The following is a 19484-nucleotide window of genomic DNA, read 5'->3' as shown; positions in this document are numbered from 1 at the left end:
CGCCAGTCTCGGCAAGCACCTTCGTGATCGCAGCCGTCAAAGACGTCTTGCCGTGGTCAACGTGACCAATCGTACCAATGTTGCAATGCGGTTTCGTACGCTCAAACTTTGCCTTGGCCATCGTTCTGTCCTGTTTCCGACTAGCGTCCTGTTATCCGACTATTCGCAAGGCCCTCGCGGACCCCTGGTTCGTTTCTTTCCCGGCATCCGGCCCCGCGCCGCGCTGCTTCAGCGCCGTGTCGCGTCACCGCATCCCGTGTGGACAAACCCGTTCCGCAAAGAACGGCTCCATCCGGCAAGCTGGAGCGGGTGAAGGGAATCGAACCCTCGCAACCAGCTTGGAAGGCTGGGGCTCTACCACTGAGCTACACCCGCCGCTTCGCGTTACACCCGAAGACTTTTCACCAACCCTTTGGCGCATAAGCGCTTTCTAGGCTGGCGCGGAGATGGTGGAGGGGGCTGGATTCGAACCAGCGTAGGCGTGCGCCAACGGATTTACAGTCCGTCCCCTTTAGCCACTCGGGCACCCCTCCGACCGGCCCCCCGATTACCGAAGGGATATCCGTCCGTCAATGGATAAACGCGACAAAAGCACCATCATCGCCCCCCTGCCCTCAAAACTTTAGAGTTCGGGCGGCAATGTTGTTGCTTCTACCGGCCGGCAGTATAAGACCCGCCATGTCCAGACGCAAGCCGGATGCCCGGAACCCCAAACGCCCCTCGTCCCACCCCAATGCCCCCGGCGGCAAAGGAGGCGGCAAGGGAAACCGAGACCGCCGCGACCAGCGCCGCGACGGCCCGGAGGGACGTGGGCAGCTCGAAAAATCCGGCCTGCCGGGCAAGTTCGCCCATGCCCCGGTCCATTCCAAGGCGGGCAAAGGCGGGAATCGGCCCGACCATGGCCGCGGGCATGCCCCGCGGGAGGGGTGGCGGGAGGAAGGCCGGCCCGACCAGCGGCCGGACCGCAGCCAGAGACCGGACCGGAGCGCCGACCGCAGGCACAGTCGGGCCCAAGAATACGATTCAGGCCGGGAATTCCGCCCGCGCCCCCACCATGGCAACCGAGAGCTTCCGACCTGGCTGTATGGCAGCCATGCCTGCCTCGCCGCGCTGGAAAATCCGGAGCGCCATCATCGCCGCCTGTTGCTGACCCGCGAGGCGCGGGAGGCCCTGGGCAGCGAATTGCCGCCCAACCCGGCACCCGAAGTGGTCGACCGCGCCCGGCTGGATGCCCTGCTGCCGCCCGGCGCCGTTCACCAGGGCATCGCCCTGCTGACCGATCCGCTGGAAGACCCCGGCGTGGAATCCCTGAAGGAGCCGGCAGGCGAGGAACGCGAGGTCGTGCTGCTGCTCGACCATGTGACCGATCCGCGCAATGTCGGCGCCATCCTGCGCTCGGCCGCCGCCTTCGGCGCGCGCGCCGTGATCGTGACGGACCGCCATGCACCGGAAGCCACTGGCGCCCTGGCCAAGGCTGCTTCGGGCGGGCTGGAAGTCGTGCCGCTGATCCGGGTCACCAATCTGGCCCGTGCCCTCGACCTGCTGGCCGAATATGGCTTCTGGCGCGTTGGCCTGGAAATGGAAACCGACAAGACTTTGGCGGAAGCGGTGAGCGACATCCGCCGCGTGGCACTGGTGCTGGGTGCCGAGGATGAAGGCCTGCGCCGCCTGACGCGCGAGAAATGCGATTTCCTCGCCAAGCTGCCCATGACCGGCGCGGTGGAAAGCCTGAACGTTTCCGCCGCCGCGGCCGTGGCGCTGTATGAATGCGCGCGCGGCTGAACGCCGCGCGCGCCGCTTGCCATTCAGGAATGCTTACGACGACGAGCCGTCACCCATCTGCGACTGCAGGTAATTCTGCAGACCCACCTTGCCGATCAGGTCGAGCTGGGTTTCCAGATGGTCGATATGTTCCTCGGTGTCGTCGAGGATGTCGGTGAGGATTTCCCGGCTGACGTAATCCTGCACGCTTTCGCAATGGGCAATCGCCGCGATCAGGTCAGTCCGCCCCTTGCGTTCGAGATCGAGATTGGCCTGCAGGCCTTCCGGCACGGTCTCGCCGATCTTCAGCTTGCCAAGGTCCTGAAGGTTGGGCACGCCTTCGAGCAGCAGAACACGCTCGATGATCTTGTCGGCGTGTTTCATCTCCTCAATCGATTCCTTGTATTCGTGATGGCCAAGGCGCTCGAAGCCCCAGCTCTTCCACATGCGGGCATGCAGAAAATACTGGTTGATGGCGGTGAGCTCGTTCTTCAGCACACCATTGAGATGCTGAATCACTTTCTTGTCGCCCTTCATGCCCTAGCCTCCTTCGCTGCTGGCGGCGCCGGAATCGGTATCGACGCGCTGATGGGAGGCTTACGCCGCGTTGTACGCGGGCTCAAGGAAAATGCGTGTAATTACAAATCACTCGCAAAGAAAGTCAGTCTTTTTGCCCTGATTCTCGCGAGTGAGTTTCATGATCCGTGAGGGTGCGCATCACTCGCAGCTTGCAGGCCAGAACCACCATGCCGCCGCAGCAGGCGGCCACGATCAGGACCGTGCCTATCACGCCGCGCTTTCGGCCTGCGCCATCGCCGCACAGGGCATGGCATGGCCGCCATTGGCATTGCCGGCGCGATGCTCGTTCACCATGCAGCGCACGTCGGGCACGCACTTGCCGCATTGCGGCCGGTCAGCGAGATGGCGGTAGACCGCCGCCACCGATCGGCAGCCGCCGTCCAGTGCCTTGCGCACATCGCCTTCGGTGAACCCGTGGCAGAGACAGACATACATCGCCGGCCCTCCCTCAATGCACCAGCAGCGACAACGGCTGGGCCGTCGCGACATGATTGGGATTGCGCTGACGCGTACGGTACGGCAGGTCATGCCCGCTGCCGCTCAGGCATTCGGCCAGTTCGTCCAGCGCGCCGACAAAATCCTGCACGCCTTCGCGGCGAACCAGCCACTGCGCCATGGCGCCGGCAGCCTGGGCAGCGCCGCTCTGCAGGGCCGCGACGATGGACAGGAAACACACCTCGTCCGCACCCAGGCAGGCGCAGCAGGGCTGGTGATAGACGATGGTGCGGCGGGCATGGCGGGTTAGCCCGGTGAGCGCGGCATCCAGGGCCCGAAGCGCAAGCCGGGCCTCGGCGCGGCGAAACTGGCGGTCGAATTCGCGGGCCAGCATTGGCAGATGCTGCGGTCCGGAAACCCAGCGGCGAAACGCCCAGATCACGAGCCGCTCGCCCTCATTCAGATCCTGCACCTGGGTCGGCCAGGAACCGCCCGCCTCCGCCGACTGGGAAATCTGCACTGTCACTGCGCCTGCCCCGTCCTGATAACCGACCCGGCCTGCCGGGCTGCAACTCATTCGCAGGATCAGGTGTAGCGGAGTTGCGAGTGATTATCAAGTGCCGAAACGCCGCAGGCCCTAGGGACCGCAAATTCGGGCCGCCTCCCTTGCCGCTGGCGCCCGGCTCACGTAAATAGCCGCGGAACGAAGCGTTTGCCGGATTAGCTCAGCGGTAGAGCAGCGGTTTTGTAAACCGAAGGTCGGGGGTTCAATCCCCTCATCCGGCACCATTCCCCCGGTTCAGCCCTCCAGCACCGGGCTGCCCATGATGAACCAGGCCTGGGCGATCTTCCGCCCGGCCAGTTCATAGATCCCGATCACGTCGATCTGCCCTCGCCCTTCGGGGAAATTGCGCGTCACCACCTCGCGGTCGATGACGCGGTTGACCACCGACATGCGGCTGACCAGCCGGCCGAACAGGTCGGGTTCCTGGAACCGCACCATATGGCGAGCGCGGATTTCGGCCGCGCCATCGGCCAGCAGGCGGTTGGGGAATTCGTATATCCGCGCCTCTTCGGCCCAGCAGGCCATGAAGGCCTCGATGTTGCGGGCGTTATAGGCGTCAAGCTGTTTCTGCACGATGGCTTCGGCGGCTTCGGCAATGGCGTCCATGTCAGAGATTCCCTTTTGCGGGGCCGACTATAAACGCCACGCTGAGCGGCACGGAACCGCACAATTGTGCCGGTACAATCCAGAGTCAGTCTGGACCGGCTGGAGCCTCATAGAGTTGACGGATCGCCGGCGCGCTCATCTCGAAGGCGGCCAGCACGGCAGGATCGAAATGAGACGGATTGGTGCGGTCATCGCCGTAGAGGATCAACTTCACCGCCTGCTCATGCTCCAGCGCGGGTTTGTAGGGCCGCTCGGACCGCAGCGCATCATAGACATCCGCCACGGCAATGATCCGCGCCGGCTGGGGAATCATGAGGCCAGCGATGCCGTGGGGATAGCCACCACCATCGAAGCGTTCGTGGTGATGCAGCGCGGCGTCGGCGGCACAATCCAGCCAGGGATGACCCAGGTCGCGCAGCATGGCGTGGCCGCTGGAGGTGTGTTCCATCATCTGGCGGTATTCGGCGGCATCCAGACGGCCGGGCTTAAACAGGATATCTTCCGGCAAAGCGCTCTTGCCCACGTCATGCAACATGGCGCAGACACCGATCTTCTCAATATCCTCGGCGCCGAAGCCGAGCCGGTTTGCCAGCAGATTGCAGACCGGCTGCATCCGGCAGCCATGATCGTAGGTATCTCCATCCTTGGCATGGGCCTGCCGCGCGATATCGGCGGCCATGGAAAAAATGTCGGGCAGCCGGCCTGTGGTCATCTCGTCATGCCTCTTCAGACCGGCCCCTGCCGGCATCCGCCGGTTCCAATCATGGCCGGGCTAAAGCAGGCGACTGCTTCTAAGCAGAAAATCCGCCGGGGAGTTGATCAGGATCAAGCAACGCTGGATTCGGAACCGGACGGCTCATTCACCGAGCAGAAAATCCTTCGCGCGATTGATCTGCGCCGCCAGATAGGTCGAGCCACCGTGGTCGGGATGGAATTTCTTCATCAGCCGGCGATGCGCGGCGCGGATATCGTCTGCGCTGGCGCCGGGCTGCAGGCCCAGGATGTCGAGAGCCTGTTCGCGGGTCATGGCCCCGCCGGCATGCTCGGCGGCATCGCCCGGATCGCCGCGATCGGCCTTCTCGCGCCAGTCCTCGCCGATGGTGCGGTCGAGATATGCCTCCAGCAAGGCGGCGGCCTGGTTGTCGGCCGCGCGGCAGTCGCGCAACAGCAGGATCAGATCCTCGAAGGACAGCGTCGCCAGCATGCGGCCCGCGAAACGCCCCTGCAGCACCTCGCCATGCATGCGGCCGGTCGCATGGTCCAGCCGCATGCGCAGCCAGGATGTTTCCACCTCGGACTGCTGGCCTCCCGCGCCGCCGCCGGGCGGCTCATTGCCCGTGCGGGCCCTGTACCAGCCGGGCCCGGCGCCGCGCCCGCCAAACCAGTTGCCGAAGGGCAGCATGCCGCGCGGCAGATAGCCCAGGACGGCAGCGCCCGCCGCACCCAGCATCATCGCCATATCGATCCGGCCGCGCACCAGGAAGAACAGCGCCAGGCCGCCACAGACGATGGCGCCGGCATATTTCATGCCACGCGCCAGCAGGCGGGGATCGGCCTTGACGAAGGCCTGCGCCCCCAGCCAGAGCAGGATGACGCCAACAACGCCAATGGCGAACCAGGCGATCATGGTATCACCGCATCTGGCCGATCAGAAGCTGCGCGCTGCCGCCGGCGCGGCGGGCATGATCCTCGAGCGCGCGGAACCCCCCGGCGGCATAGATCGCAACGGCAGACAGAAGATCGCGCAGCATCGCCGCGCTGGAACGGTCGAAGGCGCAATACGCACCGCGGGTCAGACGCGCCATCTCGCGGAAACTGGCCTGGGCGGTCGGCTCCTCGCCTTCCTGAAAAGCGAAAATGGGTACGCCGAGCAGGCCCAACTCGCCGGCCCGCCGGGCGATCTCGTCGGGGTCTTCCTCCAGGCAGTCGCCGACATAGACCAGGGCGTTGATCCGGCCCTCGCGCGCTTCGGCCAGGGTGTGGCGCAGAACGTGCTCGATCTGGGTGTAGCCGCCGACGCATTCGACCTGCCGCATCAGCCGCAACAGCGTGCGCGTATCCGATACCCAGTTCGAAGCCCGGCATTCGCCCTGACCGCGGAAGAAAACAAGCTGGATGTCGAGACCGCCGAGATCCGCCGTGGCGCGGAACATCTCGGCCTGAATATGCTGGGCTTCTTCCCATGTCGGGCGGCGGCTGGCGGTGGCATCCATGGCAAAGACCAGCCGGCCGCGCGCACCTGCCGGCATCGCAGCGCGGGGGCTGAGCGCAACCTGGCGCAAAAAGGCCTCGACCTCCCGACTGGAAGACTTGACCGGAACCCGGCCCGAATCAGGCGATTTGCGGTTGCTGTCCACGCGTTGGTCTATCCCTTGCCACACGTCAGGATATAGGTAGCCGGCAAATCATTGCCAGATGGTCCAAATTGGGGCGCTTATCCTGTGTCGTAGACTGACAATACCGTTGGCCTCGCTGGACACAATCGTTATCCTGCACCGGCAGAAGCGGCGGACAGACCGCGATCACGAGGAAACGTTAATAAACGGGAGGTTCATCTATGTTTGCGTCAATACTCAAGACTCTGGGCGTCACCGCGGTCGCGGCTGTCGCCTTCACCGGCATCGCCCAGGCCCAGCCGAAATCCCTGACCCTGGGAACGGCCTCGGTCGGCGGCACATATTTCATCTACGGTGGCGTGGTGGCCACCCTGCTGACGGATACGATCGGCATCAACGTTTCGACCCAGCAGACCCAGGGCCCGAACCAGAACATCATCCTGGTCGACGGCGGCAATATCGAGCTGGGCATGACCACCATGGGTATCGCGCTGCAGGCCTGGGAAGGCAGCGGCGAATGGACCAAGGGCAAGAAGTTCACCAACGTGCGCGCCCTGTTTCCGATGTACGATACGCCATTCCATTTCGTGACCACGGAAAAGACCGGCATCAAATCGGTGGCCGAAATGAACGGAAAGACCATCGGCGCCGGCCCCAGGGCCGGCACGCCGGGCACCTACTTCCCGCTGATGTTCGATGCGCTGGGCATCAAGGCCAACTGGCGCTACGGTCAGGCCGCCGACATGCAGAACCAGCTCGCCGATGGTCTGCTCGATGTGTTTGCCTTCGCCGCCGGCCTGCCGATCGCGGCATTCTCGGAAATCGAAGCCCAGCGCCCGGTGCGCTTCATCACCTTCACCGATGCCCAGTTGGCGACGCTGAAACAGAAGATGCCTGAACTGAGCGACAGCGTGATTCCAAAGGGAACCTACAAGACCCTGGCCGAGGATCATAAAACCGTTGGCGTCTACAATTTCGGCATTGCCCACAAGGACCTGCCGAACGATATCGCCTACAAGATCGTGAAGGCTGTGCTGGAGAACAACGACCGCATGGTCAAGGGCCATGCCGCAGCGGTGGAAACCATCGCCAAGAATGCATCGCGGAACGGGTTCCTGCCGTTCCATCCCGGTGCGGTGCAGTATTACAAGGAAAAGGGCATCGCCCTCAATCCGAAGGCGCTGCCGTCCAGCTGACGGACCAGGTCCCGTATCATCTTCATGCTGCCGTCGCACGGGGCGACGGCAGCATGATCGGATTACCATTCACAGCGCAAGCATAAGGGGGGCGCGGAATGGCTGCCGCTCAAAAGGCCAACGACGACGAAAAGGTCGATCTGGCCGCAGCAGACAATTACGAATTCACTGGCTACAGGCGCCACCTGCAGGGTTGGCAGGGTCTGTTGCTGTTCTGGATCTGCGTCGCCTTTACGGTGTTTCACCTGCTGATCCTGAATGTCTTCCCGATTGATTCGATCCTTTTCCGCGCCATCCATGTCGGCTGGGGCGGCGTGATCGCCTTCGCCGTCTATGCCCCGTTGCGCGGCCGCACGCTGAATAGCATACCGCTCTACGACTGGCTGTTCATCCTGCTGAGCGTAGCCTGCGCAGGCTATGTGGCGTATTTCATCGACGAACTGCAGTTCCGCGCCGGCGCCCTGTACGAGCCGGGCGATGTGGTTGCAGGCGCCATCGGCACTTTGCTGATCCTGGAAATGACGCGCCGCACCGCCGGCCTTGCCCTGCCGATCATTGCCGGGCTGTTCATCCTCTACTGCTTCGTTGGCCCATGGCTGCCCGGCATGCTCTACCACAAGGGCTACGATTTCGGCTTTTTCTTCTCATACATCTACAGCGACCAGGGAATTTTCGGCGTCACGACGCAGGTCTCTTCGACCTATATCGTGCTGTTCATCACCTTCGGCGCGTTCCTGACTGCATCAAAAGCCGGCGACTACATGAACGACCTGGCCGTTTCACTGGTGGGCTGGGCCCGCGGCGGCCCTGCGAAAGTGGCCGTGCTGTCGGGCATCCTGTTCGGCACCATCAGCGGAAGCGCCGTGGGCAACGTGGTGGCCAGCGGCATGATCACGATCCCGATGATGCGGCGTGTCGGCTATGACCGCTCGACGGCCGGCGCCATCGAGGCCACCTCTTCCACCGGAGGGCAAATCACCCCGCCGGTGATGGGGGCCGGCGCCTTTCTGATGGCCGAGATCACGGGCATTCCATATACCGATATCGCCCTTGCCGCGGTCATCCCCTGCCTGCTGTTCTATCTGGCCTGCTATGTTCATTGCGACCTGCATGCGGTGAAACACGGCCTGCGCGGCCTGCCGCGCAATGAGCTGACCCCGATCAGCAAGATGCTGCGGAAAGCCTACCTGCTGGCGCCGATTTTTGTGCTGATCGGCTCGCTGCTGATGGGCTATTCGGAATTCCGCTCCGGCACGCTCGGCATCCTGAGCGCGCTGATCGTGAGCTGGCTGCATCGCGACCATCGCATGGGGCCGCGCGCCACGCTTGCGGCGCTGGAGACCGCAGCGCGCGAAACCGCGCAACTGGTGGCGATCTGTGCCTGCGCCGGCATCATTGTCGGCGTCATCGCCCTGACCGGGGTCGGCGGCCGTTTCTCGCATTTGATTCTCGGCATTGCGGGCGAAAGCCAGGTGCTGGCGATGTTCTTCGCCATGCTGATCTCGCTGATCCTCGGCATGGGCATGCCCACCACGGCGGCCTATGCCGTCGCCGCTTCGGTGGTCGCGCCCGGCCTGATCCGCATCGGGGTGGAGCCGATCGTGGCGCATATGTTCATCTTCTACTATGCCGTGATCTCGTCGATCACGCCGCCGGTGGCCCTGGCCTCCTTCGCCGCGGCGGCCATCGCCCAGGCCGATCAGTGGCGCACCTCGATGATCGCGGTGAAACTCGGGCTTGCCACCTTCATCGTGCCGTTCATGTTCTTCGTCAGCCCGCTGCTGCTGGCCCAGGGCGACCTGCTCGGCATCCTGTATGTCTTCGCAACGGCCAGTGCCGGGGTGTTCTTCCTGGCCTGCTCCACCGAGGGCTGGCTGAACGGGCCGCTGGTCTGGCCGCTGCGCATCCTGCTTTTTGGCGGCGCGATCTGCCTGATCACCCCGGAAACCATCACCGACATCATCGGCGTCACCATTGGCTCTGGAATCTGGATCTTTCAACGCCTGCGCCATGGCGCCGATCCGGGGGCAAAAATCCCTTCGCCGGCCTGAACGAAAAACGCCGCCGGGTTTAACCGGCGGCGTTTAAACGACAGGTCGGAGTAAGGTTTATTCCTCCTCGTGGAAGGCTTCCTCGCGCTTCCTGCGGATCGCCGGGGAAAACACCACCACCAGCGCCAGCACGGCCAGACCCAGCATCACGGCACTGATCGGCCGCTCGATGAAAACCATGGCATCGCCGCGCGACAGCACCATTGCGCGCCGCAGGTATTCTTCCATCATCGGGCCGAGGATGAAGCCAAGCAGCAGTGGCGCCGGCTCGCAATCCAGCTTGGAGCAGACATAGCCCAGGATGCCAAACAGAGCCATCAAGTAAACATCGAAGTTTGAATTGTTCAGGCTGAATACGCCGATGGCGCAGAACACGAGGATCGCCGGATACAGAACATGATACGGCACGGTCAGCATGCGCACCCACAGCCCGATCATTGGCAGGTTGAGCACCACCAGGAAGAAGTTGCCGACCCACATCGAGACGATGATGCCCCAGAACAGCGCAGGCTGCTCGGTCATGACCTGCGGACCGGGCTGGATGCCCTGGATGATCAGCGCGCCGATCATCAGCGCCATCACCGGATTGGAGGGGATACCCAATGTCAGCATCGGGATGAAGGATGTCTGCGCGCCGGCATTGTTGGCCGATTCCGGCGCGGCGACACCCTCGATGGCGCCCTTGCCGAACTGCTTGCCATTCTTAGAAATCTTCTTTTCCAGCGAGTAGGCGGCAAAGGACGACAGCATCGCGCCGCCGCCAGGCAGGATACCCAGCGCCGAGCCGAGCGCCGTGCCGCGCAGCACTGGTGCGGTGATCTGCTTAATATCCTTCCAGGTCGGCAGCAGGCCGCTGATCTTGCGGGTAAAGACATCACGCACTTCGGTATGTTCGAGGTTGCGGATGATCTCGCCCAGGCCGAACATGCCCATTGCCACGATTACGAAGTTTATGCCGTCGGCCAGTTCCGGCAAGTCGAAGGTGAAACGGGGCGTGCCTGAAGTGACATCCGTGCCGACTAGGCCCAGCAGCAGACCCAGCAGGATCATGGCGATCGCCTTGATCAGCGAGCCATGCGCCAGAACCACGGATGCGACCAGGCCCAGCACCATCAGGGAGAAATATTCCGCCGGGCCGAATTTGAGCGCGATCTCGGCCAATGGCGGCGCGAACAATGCCAGCAGCATGGTCGCGACCGATCCGGCGAAAAACGAACCGAGTGCCGCAGTCGACAGCGCCAGGCCGGCTTTGCCCTGACGTGCCATCTGGTAGCCATCAAGCGCCGTGACCACCGACGATGATTCTCCAGGCAGGTTGATCAGGATCGCCGTGGTCGAACCGCCATATTGCGCACCGTAATAGATGCCAGCCAACATGATCAGCGCGGAGACCGGCGGCAGGCCGAAGGTGATCGGCAACAACATGGCGATCGTGGCTGTCGGGCCAAGGCCCGGCAGCACCCCGATCAATGTGCCGACGAACACGCCGCCGAGGCAGTACAGCAGGTTCAGCGGCGTGAAAGCCGCTTCGATACCGATGAGAAGATTGGCGAGAAGATCCATGATCTGGCAATGCCTCCTAGCGACCGAGCCAGGGACCGATGACCGGCATCGGCAAGCCCAGGGCATATACGAACACGGCGATACAGAACGCCGTCAGGCCAACCGCTAGAATGGCCGTGATCTTCCATTTGAACATGTGGCTGGCAAGAGCCGAGACGCAAACCAGCAGCGGCAGGGCCACCACCAGCCCGGCGCCACGGACCAGCGCACCGAACAGGACCGTCGAGGCAATCACCAACAGCAGGCCGCGCCAGGTGAAGCCGCGCGGGGCCTCCTCCTCCACCAGCAGGCCGCGGACCGCCACGACGAGTCCGATCAAGACGAGGATGCTTGCCAAGACAAGCGGAAAAAAGGCGGGCCCCATGCGACGCGGCGTGCCGAAGGAGTAGTCCTGGGCAATAAAAATGAAGGCCGCGCCAAAGGCGATGAACATCAACCCGGACAGGAAGTCCTTCTGGTTGCGGATAGCCCGAATTGCCATGTATTCCCCCCGTTGCCGGTTTCCTAACTGCCGATACAAGCAGCGCCCGGCCATGGCAAGGCCGGGCGCTGGAACTCGCATGCTACCTTGTCGCGATACTCAGTCGGCGTATTCGCCGGCTGCCTTGATCACCGGCTCCCATTTGGCAATTTCAGCCTTCAGGTGAGCCCCCAGGGCTTCCGGCGTCGCGCGATTCTGCGCGACCGGCTCGGTGCCGAGTTCAGCGAAGCGCTGCACCACGGCAGGATCCTTGAGAGCGGCCTGGAGGGCTGCCGCCAGCTTGTCGACCACCGGCTTCGGCGTGCCTTTCGGCGCATAGAGGCCGTGCCAGATAGCGACCTCGAAGCCCTTGATGCCGGCTTCGTCCATGGTCGGCAGGTCGGGCAGCGAAGGCACGCGGGTTTTGGTGGTCACGGCATAGGCCTTGATCTTGCCGCCCTTGATCTGACCCGTGGTGTTGGTGGTCTGATCGCACATCAGGTCGATCTGGCCGCCGAGCAGATCGTTCATCGCCGGGCCGGTGCCCTTGTAGGCCACCGTGGTCATCTGCGCCTTGATCGCGCTCATGAACATCAGGCCGCACAGGTGCGAGGCTGCGCCGATGCCGGCATTGCCATACGATACCTTGTCCTTGTTCTGCTGGACGTAGGTGATCAGCTCCTTGAAGTCCTTGGGCGGAAGGTCCTTCTTCGCCACCATGGTCATCGGCACGTCAGTGACCAGGCCGATGGGGGCGAAATCGTTGATGCTGTCGTAGGGCAGCTTGCGATACAGCGTCGCGCTGGTAGCCTGGCCGATATGATGCAGCAGCAGGGTGTAGCCATCATTGGCCGAGCGGGCGACGCGACCGGCACCCAGCGTGCCGCCGGCGCCACCGACATTCTCGATGATCACCTGCTGCTTGAGGGCGTTGCCCATCGACTGGCCGATCAGGCGCGCAACCGTATCGGTCGGGCCGCCAGCGGCAAACGGCACCACAATGGTGACCGGCTTGGTCGGAAAATCCTGGGCCTGCGCGGCCACGCCAGCAAACAGCATGGCACCGCCAGCCACCAGTGACAGAGTCTTCTTCATTGCGTTCTCCCTGTAAAACGACGCTTAAGAAAAGTGCGTCGTATTAAGCATAGAAGCCCAGAAGCCTTCCAGTAGAACGTAGGGTAAAATAAAATTTTGCTGCAATGCAGCATGGTCAAAAAATCGCCAGCTCACAGCGACTCAATCCTCCGTAATCAGATTCAACCCGAGCAACAGGTTGCGTACCTCCTGCCGGGCCGCCGCCTGCGCCATGCTCAGGCCGCCGGTTCCGCCCGACAGGCCGGTTCGGTCGAGATCCATCAGGGTCAACCCCGACAGGAACAACTCACGGAAGATCACGCGCTCGGACAGGCCGGGCAGGAAGCGGAAGCCGATCCGTTTCTGCAATGCCTCCAGAACCTGACCGACATTGCGCTTGTTGCGTGCATCCAGGTGCGACAGTCGGTTGCGGATGACCACCCAGTCCACGTTCCGGCGGTCGCGGGCAAAACGCTGCTTGCGCTGTTCCCAAACCATCACCGCGTAGCGGCTTGGCTTGAGTACCTTCAGGGTGTCGGGATCGACGCTGGCCAGCAGATCGACGTCGATGAAGCTGTCGTTCACCGGAGTCACCAGGAGGTCGGCATAGGAATGGCCCACCCGCGACAGATTCGTATCGCTGCCCGGACAGTCGACCAGGATGAAATCATGCCGCTGCGACAGATCGGCGATGGCGACGGCCAGGCGGGCCGCCTCGTCGGCTTCGGCCTCTGGCTTGAGCGGATTGTCGCTCTCCCCCACCACCACATGTTCCGGCATGGCAAGGTTAAGTCCATGACGCGCGATGAAGGCAGCGCGGTTCTCCAGATAGCGGCTCAGGGTACGCTGTTTTGCATCCAGATCGATGGCCGCGATCCGGCCGCCCTCCAGCAGCAGGGCGATGAGGATATGCATCGCCGTGGTGGATTTTCCCGAGCCGCCCTTTTCATTGCCGACGACGATGATACGCGCCCGCGCCTGAGCGTCCATGATACCCCCGGAATCAGATGACGCTTGGTATTACAGCAGACCGAGGTCGCGCAACTGCGCCGCCATCTCGGGCGGCATCTCTGCTGCGCCCTTGCCCAGACCGGCCAGATCGGACGGCGCATCTTCGGCCTCAAGATAGCGCCAGCCCTGATGCGGCCGACGCGGCTGCGGCACCACCGGAATGAGTTCCGACTTCATCACGATGCCGCAATGGGGGCCCTTGTTTTCAAGCACGGCCTCTTCCAGACGCACGATCGGGCAGCGCACCGCGATATAGCCCTTCACGATCCAGTAGAGCGAGCCGCCATCGAGAACTTCATCGGCCCGCTTGGGCATGTGCCGGGTGTAATGCGTGAAGGTCCTGCCCTGCTTCCGCCTGATCTTGATGCGCTCGCGGAAATGCTCGACGCTTTCGATCCCGACGGCGATCTTCAGCAGATGAACTGGCACGGGCTGCTCCCTAATGCCCTGGTTACAGGCATTTCGACTTCAGGGCGCGCGCCACGCGCGATGCCGGGGGGCGGCCGAGACGGTCTGAAATCCACCAGGCCGTCTGCACCAGTTTCTTCAGATCCACGCCTGTTTCGATGCCCATGCCATCGAGCATGTAAACAACATCCTCGGTCGCCACGTTCCCGGTGGCACCGGGCGCATAGGGGCAGCCGCCCAGGCCGGCCACCGAGGCGTCGTGCCGCGCCACGCCGCATTCCAGCGCGGCCAGCGTGTTGGCCAGGGCCTGTCCGTAGGTGTCGTGGAAATGGCCGCCAAGAACATCCAGCGGCACCAGCGCGGCACAGGCCTCGATCATGGCCTTCACCCTGCCGGGCGTACCCACACCGATGGTATCGCCAAGGCCGATATCGTCGCAGCCAAGGTCGTACACCATCTTCACGACCTTCGCGGTCTGCTCCGGCGCAATCGCCCCCTCGAAGGGGCAACCAACTACCACCGAGACGAAACCGCGCACCTTCACGCCGTCGCGCTTGGCCGCCTCAACGACAGGACGAAAGCGTTCGATGCTCTCGGCAATACTGCAATTGATGTTCTTCTGCGAAAAACTTTCGCTCGCCGCGGCGAAGATGCCGACCGCCGCAGCACCGGCCGCACGCGCCGCTTCGTAACCCTTCATGTTGGGCGTCAGCACCTGGTATGTCACGCCAGGCCGGCGCTTCAGTTGGGCCATCACCTCGTTATGGTCGCCCATCTGCGGCACCCATTTGGGCGAGACGAAGCTGGTGGCCTCGATATGGGTCAGGCCGCAATCGGCCAGACGGTCGATCAGTTCGACCTTCACCTCGGTCGGCACCACGCCCGGTTCGTTCTGCAGGCCATCGCGCGGGCCGGCCTCCCAGAGTGTGATTCGTTGCGGTATCGCCACGGTTCAGTCCTCGATGTCCAGATTCAGCAGCACGGCGCCTTCGGCCACCTGATCGCCGGCCCGAAACGGCAGTTTGGCCACCATGCCGCGCGACGGCGCGCTGATCGTGTGCTCCATCTTCATGGCTTCCAGAATCAGCAATGGCTGTCCCTTCTCCACCTTGGCGCCTTCAGTCACCAGCACCTGCACGATCCTGCCCGGCATCGGTGCGGTCAATTGGCCGCCGCCGCCTTCCTCCGCATCGCCGGCCGCGCGCGGATCGACGATGGTCAGGCGATGGCTCTCGCCCGGCAGCAGCACGACGATGTCGTCGTTTTGTCGCACGATACCGGCACGCAGGCGCCGGCCGTCGATCACGGCATCCAGTCCGCCATCGCCATCCAGGCTGCCCTGCGCCACCAGGCTGCCTTCCGGTCCATGCACACGCAGATCACCCTCCGGCAGATACTCGATGCGGCAGCGGATATCGGTATCACGCTCGCGCACCAGCAGTTCATCCCAGCCCTGATCGTTCATGCGCCAGCCATTCACGACTGCCCAGGGCGACCAGGGATCACCACTCTGCGCTGTTTGCCGCGCCACCGCCTCGCGGCGCTCCAGCGTCACGGCCAGGGCAACCAGCGCCAGGATCATCGTAGAGGCCGGCTGGGGCGTCGGGATCAGGTCGGCGCGGAAGCGTTCGATGAATCCGGTATCCAGGTCGCCGGCCATGAAGGCGGGATGACCGGCCAGGGCGATCAGGAAGGCGTTGTTGGTGGCCACCCCGGCCACCTGATACTCTGCCAGGGCCTGCCGCAGGCGGCGCAGGGCCGAAAGGCGGTCGCGATCCCATACGATCAGCTTGGCGATCATCGGGTCGTAATAGGGCGTGACGGCATCGCCCTCGCACACGCCGGTGTCGACGCGCACATGGGCGTCTTCCGCAGGCGGCCGCAGGCGATGCAACAGCCCCACCGAGGGCAGGAAATTCTTCTGCGGGTCTTCGGCGTAGATGCGCGCCTCGACGGCATGGCCGTCGATGGCCAGATCCTTCTGCGCCAGAGGCAGGCGCTCGCCGGAGGCCACGCGCAGCTGCCATTCCACCAGGTCCTGCCCGGTGATCATCTCGGTGACCGGATGCTCCACCTGCAGGCGGGTATTCATTTCCATGAAATAGAAACGATCCGGCTTCAGGCCGTCCGAAACATCGGCGATGAATTCCACCGTGCCGGCGCCGACATAGCCGATGGCCTTGGCGGCCGCCACGGCGGCCTCGCCCATCGCCGTCCGCATGGCCGGCGGCATGTCGGGCGCCGGCGCCTCTTCCAGCACCTTCTGGTGACGCCGCTGCACGGAGCAATCCCGCTCGAACAGATGCACGGCATTGCCGTGGCCGTCGGCGAAAACCTGTATTTCGATATGCCGCGGCTTCACCAGATACTTTTCCAGCAGCACCTTGTCGTCGCCAAAGGCATTGGCGGCCTCGCGCTGCGCCCCGGCCAGGGCCGCGGCGAAATCCTTGGCCGCATCCACCCGCCGCATGCCCTTGCCGCCGCCGCCGGCCACGGCCTTGATCAGCACCGGATAGCCGATGCGTCCGGCTTCCTTCGCCAGCAGATCGGGCGACTGGTCGTCGCCATGATAGCCGGGTACCACCGGCACCTTCGCCTTTTCCATCAGCGCCTTGGCCGCGCCTTTCAGGCCCATGGCCTCGATGGCGGCAGGCGGGGGGCCGATGAAAACCAGTCCCGCCTCGGCGCATGCCCGGGCGAAACCGGCATTCTCCGAGAGGAAGCCGTAGCCCGGATGGATGGCCTGCGCGCCGGTCAGCTTTGCCGCATTGATGACCCGCTCGGCCACCAGATAGCTGTCACGCACGGCAGCGCCGCCGATATGCACGGCCTCGTCGGCCATGGCGACATGACGGGCGCGGGCATCGGCATCGGAATAAACCGCGACAGTGGATATGCCGAGCCGCTTGGCGGTGCGGATGACCCGGCAGGCGATCTCGCCTCGATTGGCGATCAGGATCTTGCGGAACACGCGCTCAACTCCACTCAGGTCGCCCAGTTTGGCTTGCGCTTCTCAAAGAAGGCCGCAAGCCCCTCCTGCCCCTCCGCGCTGGCGCGGCGGTCGGCAATGTTACGGGCGGTGAATTCCATGATCTCGTCGTCAACGCCGCGGTTGGCAACACGGCCGATCAGAACCTTGCTGTCGCGGATCGCACCCGGCGCGCCTTGCAGCAGGGCGGCAACCAGTTCCGCGCCGCGGGTTTCCAGCGCCGTTTCATCGGCCACCACTTCATGCACCAGCCCGATGCGGCAGGCCTCCTCTGCGCCAAAGCGTTCGCCGGTGAGAAAATAGCGCCGCGCCTGCCGCGCGCCCATGGCCGCCACGACATAGGGCGAGATGGTAGCGGGCGTAAGTCCCAGCCGCACTTCGGTCAGCGCGAACTGTGCCGCCCTCGTTGCGACCACGATATCAGCGCCCGAGGCCAGGCCGGTTCCGCCGGCCATGCAATTCCCCTGCACCAGCGCCAGCACGGCCTGCGGCAGGTCGTTCAGACTTTTCAACATGCGCGCCATGTTCAGGGTGCTGGCGCGGTTCTGTTCCGGCGTGGCCTGGCCGGATTTGCGCATCCAGTCGAGATCGCCACCGGCAGAGAAACTTTTGCCCGCACCACGCAGAACCACCACGCGAACATCGCCGCGGCCAGCCAGATCGGCCCAGATCGCACCCAGGCGCCGAACGACATCGTCGTTAAAGGCATTGTGGATATGCGGCCGGTTCAGCGTCACGGTGGCAACGCCGCGGGTGTCGATTTCCAGCAGAACCAGTTCCTGCATCTCGCTCATGGCGCTTCCCTGCCCTTACATTCTGAACACGCCGAACTTCGTCGGCTCTATCGGTGCATTATGGGCCATGCTGAGGCCAAGGCCGAGCACGGTGCGGGTATCGGCCGGGTCGATGATGCCATCGTCCCACAGGCGCGCCGAGGCATAATAGGGATGCCCCTGGCGGTCGTACTGGGCGCGGATCGGATTCTTGAACGCCTCTTCCTCGTCCCTGCTCCAGCTTCCGCCGGAGGCCTCAATGCCGTCGCGCTTCACCGTCGCCAGCACGCTGGCCGCCTGCTCGCCCCCCATCACCGAGATACGGGCATTCGGCCACATGAACAGCAGACGCGGCGAATAAGCGCGGCCGCACATGCCGTAATTGCCGGCGCCATACGAGCCGCCGATGATGACCGTGAATTTCGGCACTTTCGCACAGGACACAGCCGTGACCAGCTTGGCGCCGTCGCGGGCAATACCGCCAGACTCGTACTTCTTGCCCACCATGAAACCGGTGATGTTCTGCAGGAACAGCAACGGGATGTTGCGCTGGCAGCACAACTCGATGAAATGCGCTCCCTTCAGGGCGCTTTCCGAGAACAGGATTCCGTTATTGGCAATGATGCCGACCGGATAGCCGTGGATGCGGGCAAAGCCGCAGACCAGCGTGGTGCCATACAGCTTCTTGAATTCGTCCAGTTCGGAATCGTCCACGATCCGGGCGATGATCTCGCGCACGTCGAAGGGGATACGGCCATCCTTCGGGATCACGCCATAGAGTTCGGCTGCATCATAGCGCGGCGGCAGCGGCGGCCGGATATCCCCTGATGCCCGTTTGACGTGGTTCAGGTTGCCGATGATCCGGCGGGCCAGTCCCAGGGCATGGGCATCATTCATGGCGTAATGGTCGCTTACGCCCGAGACACGGGCATGCACATCCGCGCCGCCCAGTTCCTCGGCCGAGACGATCTCGCCGGTCGCGGCCTTCACCAGCGGAGGCCCACCCAGGAAGATGGTGCCCTGGTTGCGCACGATGATCGACTCATCCGACATCGCCGGCACATACGCGCCGCCAGCGGTGCAGGACCCCATCACCACGGCGATCTGCGGAATACCGTCGGCCGACATATTGGCCTGGTTGTAAAAGATGCGGCCGAAATGCTCGCGGTCGGGAAACACGTCATCCCAGGTCGGCAGGTTGGCGCCGCCGGAATCCACCAGATACAGGCAGGGCAGCCGGTTCTGCCAGGCGATCTCCTGGGCCCGCAGATGCTTCTTCACCGTCATCGGGAAATAGGTACCACCCTTCACGGTGGCGTCGTTGCAGACGATGACGCATTCACGGCCCATCACCCGGCCTATGCCGGTGATCACGCCAGCGGCATGGATGTCGCCGCCATACATATCCCAGGCCGCGAACTGGCTGAGTTCTAGGAAAGGCGAGCCTGGATCCAGCAGGGTGCGGACCCGGTCGCGTGGCAGCAGCTTGCCGCGCGCCAGATGTTTTTCGCGAGCCTTGTCGCCGCCGCCCTGCTTGATGAGCTGGACCTTGGCTTTGAGATCGTCGACCAGCGCCTGCATGTGAGCCGCGTTATCGCGGAAGGCTGACGAACGGGTATCGAGTTGGCTGGTTAGCGCGCTCATGACCTTGGCGTTCTGCTTTTCATTCTCGGGCAA

20 protein-coding genes and 3 tRNA genes are annotated in these 19484 nt (G+C 63.7%); 4 read left to right on the top strand and 19 right to left on the bottom strand.

Features of this window, described 5'->3' with window-relative positions; all coding sequences use genetic code 11:
• The 3 genes from ACK4FK_RS09085 to ACK4FK_RS09075 form a co-directional block, all read right to left on the bottom strand.
• On the bottom strand, nucleotides 1–121 hold a 121-nt coding region (locus tag ACK4FK_RS09085), incomplete at its 3' end, for a GTP-binding protein (protein ID WP_409744194.1).
• Between the two features lie 180 nt (nucleotides 122–301).
• A tRNA-Gly gene (locus ACK4FK_RS09080) sits at nucleotides 302–375 on the bottom strand.
• Between the two features lie 72 nt (nucleotides 376–447).
• A tRNA-Tyr gene (locus ACK4FK_RS09075) sits at nucleotides 448–533 on the bottom strand.
• A 145-nt stretch (nucleotides 534–678) separates the two neighbouring features.
• Here ACK4FK_RS09075 and rlmB point away from each other — a divergent pair.
• Nucleotides 679–1782, top strand: coding sequence for a 23S rRNA (guanosine(2251)-2'-O)-methyltransferase RlmB (gene rlmB / locus ACK4FK_RS09070; protein WP_409744177.1), 1104 nt, complete (start codon nucleotides 679–681; stop codon nucleotides 1780–1782).
• Between the two features lie 33 nt (nucleotides 1783–1815).
• On the opposite strand, the gene bfr is transcribed toward rlmB, so the two are convergent.
• The 3 genes from bfr to ACK4FK_RS09055 all read right to left on the bottom strand — a co-directional run bounded on the left by bfr (nucleotide 1816) and on the right by ACK4FK_RS09055 (nucleotide 3295).
• On the bottom strand, nucleotides 1816–2298 hold the full coding sequence (gene bfr, locus ACK4FK_RS09065; protein WP_409744174.1) for a bacterioferritin: 483 nt from the start codon (nucleotides 2296–2298) through the stop codon (nucleotides 1816–1818).
• Between the two features lie 249 nt (nucleotides 2299–2547).
• A complete protein-coding gene (locus ACK4FK_RS09060) occupies nucleotides 2548–2775 on the bottom strand; it encodes a bacterioferritin-associated ferredoxin (RefSeq protein ID WP_409744172.1) in 228 nt (75 codons plus the stop codon).
• 13 nt (nucleotides 2776–2788) lie between these two features.
• A complete protein-coding gene (locus ACK4FK_RS09055) occupies nucleotides 2789–3295 on the bottom strand; it encodes a hypothetical protein (protein ID WP_409744170.1) in 507 nt (168 codons plus the stop codon).
• 194 nt (nucleotides 3296–3489) lie between these two features.
• On the opposite strand from ACK4FK_RS09055, the gene ACK4FK_RS09050 reads away from it, so the two are divergent.
• Nucleotides 3490–3564: transfer RNA gene (locus ACK4FK_RS09050), tRNA-Thr, on the top strand.
• Between the two features lie 10 nt (nucleotides 3565–3574).
• Here ACK4FK_RS09050 and ACK4FK_RS09045 read toward each other — a convergent pair.
• The 4 genes from ACK4FK_RS09045 to ACK4FK_RS09030 all read right to left on the bottom strand — a co-directional run bounded on the left by ACK4FK_RS09045 (nucleotide 3575) and on the right by ACK4FK_RS09030 (nucleotide 6303).
• Nucleotides 3575–3946 (bottom strand): nuclear transport factor 2 family protein, encoded by a 372-nt coding sequence (locus tag ACK4FK_RS09045; protein WP_409744168.1) that lies wholly within the window; start codon nucleotides 3944–3946, stop codon nucleotides 3575–3577.
• 85 nt (nucleotides 3947–4031) lie between these two features.
• A complete protein-coding gene (locus ACK4FK_RS09040) occupies nucleotides 4032–4658 on the bottom strand; it encodes an HD-GYP domain-containing protein (protein ID WP_409744165.1) in 627 nt (208 codons plus the stop codon).
• A gap of 144 nt (nucleotides 4659–4802) precedes the next feature.
• Nucleotides 4803–5573 carry a DnaJ domain-containing protein gene (locus ACK4FK_RS09035; RefSeq protein WP_409744163.1) on the bottom strand — a complete coding sequence of 257 codons (771 nt, stop codon included), beginning with the start codon at nucleotides 5571–5573 and terminating at the stop codon, nucleotides 4803–4805.
• Nucleotides 5574–5577: 4 nt separating this feature from the next.
• Nucleotides 5578–6303: a VWA domain-containing protein gene (locus ACK4FK_RS09030; RefSeq protein WP_409744160.1), complete on the bottom strand. Its 726-nt coding sequence runs from the start codon at nucleotides 6301–6303 to the stop codon at nucleotides 5578–5580.
• 200 nt (nucleotides 6304–6503) lie between these two features.
• Here ACK4FK_RS09030 and ACK4FK_RS09025 point away from each other — a divergent pair, with 200 nt between their 5' ends.
• The gene (locus tag ACK4FK_RS09025) at nucleotides 6504–7478 is read left to right on the top strand and encodes a TAXI family TRAP transporter solute-binding subunit (RefSeq protein ID WP_409744157.1); all 975 of its coding nucleotides are present in this window, start codon (nucleotides 6504–6506) and stop codon (nucleotides 7476–7478) included.
• 98 nt (nucleotides 7479–7576) lie between these two features.
• Nucleotides 7577–9529 carry a TRAP transporter permease gene (locus ACK4FK_RS09020; RefSeq protein WP_409744154.1) on the top strand — a complete coding sequence of 651 codons (1953 nt, stop codon included), beginning with the start codon at nucleotides 7577–7579 and terminating at the stop codon, nucleotides 9527–9529.
• A 57-nt stretch (nucleotides 9530–9586) separates the two neighbouring features.
• Here ACK4FK_RS09020 and ACK4FK_RS09015 read toward each other — a convergent pair whose 3' ends face one another.
• From ACK4FK_RS09015 to ACK4FK_RS08975, 9 genes are all read right to left on the bottom strand, one after another.
• Nucleotides 9587–11092: a tripartite tricarboxylate transporter permease gene (locus ACK4FK_RS09015; RefSeq protein WP_409744152.1), complete on the bottom strand. Its 1506-nt coding sequence runs from the start codon at nucleotides 11090–11092 to the stop codon at nucleotides 9587–9589.
• A 16-nt stretch (nucleotides 11093–11108) separates the two neighbouring features.
• Complete coding sequence (locus ACK4FK_RS09010; RefSeq protein ID WP_409744150.1) at nucleotides 11109–11573, bottom strand: tripartite tricarboxylate transporter TctB family protein; 465 nt, start codon at nucleotides 11571–11573, stop codon at nucleotides 11109–11111.
• Nucleotides 11574–11672: 99 nt separating this feature from the next.
• A complete protein-coding gene (locus tag ACK4FK_RS09005) occupies nucleotides 11673–12647 on the bottom strand; it encodes a tripartite tricarboxylate transporter substrate binding protein BugD (RefSeq protein ID WP_409744147.1) in 975 nt (324 codons plus the stop codon).
• A gap of 141 nt (nucleotides 12648–12788) precedes the next feature.
• A complete protein-coding gene (locus tag ACK4FK_RS09000; protein ID WP_409744145.1) occupies nucleotides 12789–13616 on the bottom strand; it encodes a division plane positioning ATPase MipZ in 828 nt (275 codons plus the stop codon).
• Between the two features lie 30 nt (nucleotides 13617–13646).
• Nucleotides 13647–14066 carry a DUF1489 family protein gene (locus tag ACK4FK_RS08995; RefSeq protein ID WP_409744142.1) on the bottom strand — a complete coding sequence of 140 codons (420 nt, stop codon included), beginning with the start codon at nucleotides 14064–14066 and terminating at the stop codon, nucleotides 13647–13649.
• Between the two features lie 22 nt (nucleotides 14067–14088).
• Nucleotides 14089–14994, bottom strand: coding sequence for a hydroxymethylglutaryl-CoA lyase (locus ACK4FK_RS08990; RefSeq protein WP_409744139.1), 906 nt, complete (start codon nucleotides 14992–14994; stop codon nucleotides 14089–14091).
• A 3-nt stretch (nucleotides 14995–14997) separates the two neighbouring features.
• Complete coding sequence (locus ACK4FK_RS08985) at nucleotides 14998–17016, bottom strand: acetyl/propionyl/methylcrotonyl-CoA carboxylase subunit alpha (RefSeq protein ID WP_409744136.1); 2019 nt, start codon at nucleotides 17014–17016, stop codon at nucleotides 14998–15000.
• A gap of 14 nt (nucleotides 17017–17030) precedes the next feature.
• Nucleotides 17031–17828 (bottom strand): enoyl-CoA hydratase-related protein, encoded by a 798-nt coding sequence (locus ACK4FK_RS08980; protein WP_409744133.1) that lies wholly within the window; start codon nucleotides 17826–17828, stop codon nucleotides 17031–17033.
• 15 nt (nucleotides 17829–17843) lie between these two features.
• The gene (locus ACK4FK_RS08975; protein ID WP_409744131.1) at nucleotides 17844–19451 is read right to left on the bottom strand and encodes a carboxyl transferase domain-containing protein; all 1608 of its coding nucleotides are present in this window, start codon (nucleotides 19449–19451) and stop codon (nucleotides 17844–17846) included.
• Between the last annotated feature and the right edge of the window lie 33 nt (nucleotides 19452–19484).

Source organism: Ferrovibrio sp., from assembly GCF_046297895.1.
Lineage (GTDB): Bacteria > Pseudomonadota > Alphaproteobacteria > Ferrovibrionales > Ferrovibrionaceae > Ferrovibrio.
The sequence above is the reverse complement of the archived record's forward strand: the minus strand, read 5'-3'. Positions and strand labels throughout refer to the sequence as shown.

Coding starts and splice junctions, on each gene's coding strand:
- ACK4FK_RS09035 (WP_409744163.1), bottom strand. CDS start 5,573: ATGATCGCCTGGTTCGCCATTGGCGTTGTTGGCGTCATCCTGCTCTGG.
- ACK4FK_RS09020 (WP_409744154.1), top strand. CDS start 7,577: ATGGCTGCCGCTCAAAAGGCCAACGACGACGAAAAGGTCGATCTGGCC.
- ACK4FK_RS09000 (WP_409744145.1), bottom strand. CDS start 13,616: ATGGACGCTCAGGCGCGGGCGCGTATCATCGTCGTCGGCAATGAAAAG.
- ACK4FK_RS09005 (WP_409744147.1), bottom strand. CDS start 12,647: ATGAAGAAGACTCTGTCACTGGTGGCTGGCGGTGCCATGCTGTTTGCT.
- ACK4FK_RS09025 (WP_409744157.1), top strand. CDS start 6,504: ATGTTTGCGTCAATACTCAAGACTCTGGGCGTCACCGCGGTCGCGGCT.
- ACK4FK_RS09010 (WP_409744150.1), bottom strand. CDS start 11,573: ATGGCAATTCGGGCTATCCGCAACCAGAAGGACTTCCTGTCCGGGTTG.
- rlmB (WP_409744177.1), top strand. CDS start 679: ATGTCCAGACGCAAGCCGGATGCCCGGAACCCCAAACGCCCCTCGTCC.
- ACK4FK_RS09060 (WP_409744172.1), bottom strand. CDS start 2,775: ATGTATGTCTGTCTCTGCCACGGGTTCACCGAAGGCGATGTGCGCAAG.
- bfr (WP_409744174.1), bottom strand. CDS start 2,298: ATGAAGGGCGACAAGAAAGTGATTCAGCATCTCAATGGTGTGCTGAAG.
- ACK4FK_RS09015 (WP_409744152.1), bottom strand. CDS start 11,092: ATGGATCTTCTCGCCAATCTTCTCATCGGTATCGAAGCGGCTTTCACG.
- ACK4FK_RS09045 (WP_409744168.1), bottom strand. CDS start 3,946: ATGGACGCCATTGCCGAAGCCGCCGAAGCCATCGTGCAGAAACAGCTT.
- ACK4FK_RS09040 (WP_409744165.1), bottom strand. CDS start 4,658: ATGACCACAGGCCGGCTGCCCGACATTTTTTCCATGGCCGCCGATATC.
- ACK4FK_RS08975 (WP_409744131.1), bottom strand. CDS start 19,451: ATGAGCGCGCTAACCAGCCAACTCGATACCCGTTCGTCAGCCTTCCGC.
- ACK4FK_RS08980 (WP_409744133.1), bottom strand. CDS start 17,828: ATGAGCGAGATGCAGGAACTGGTTCTGCTGGAAATCGACACCCGCGGC.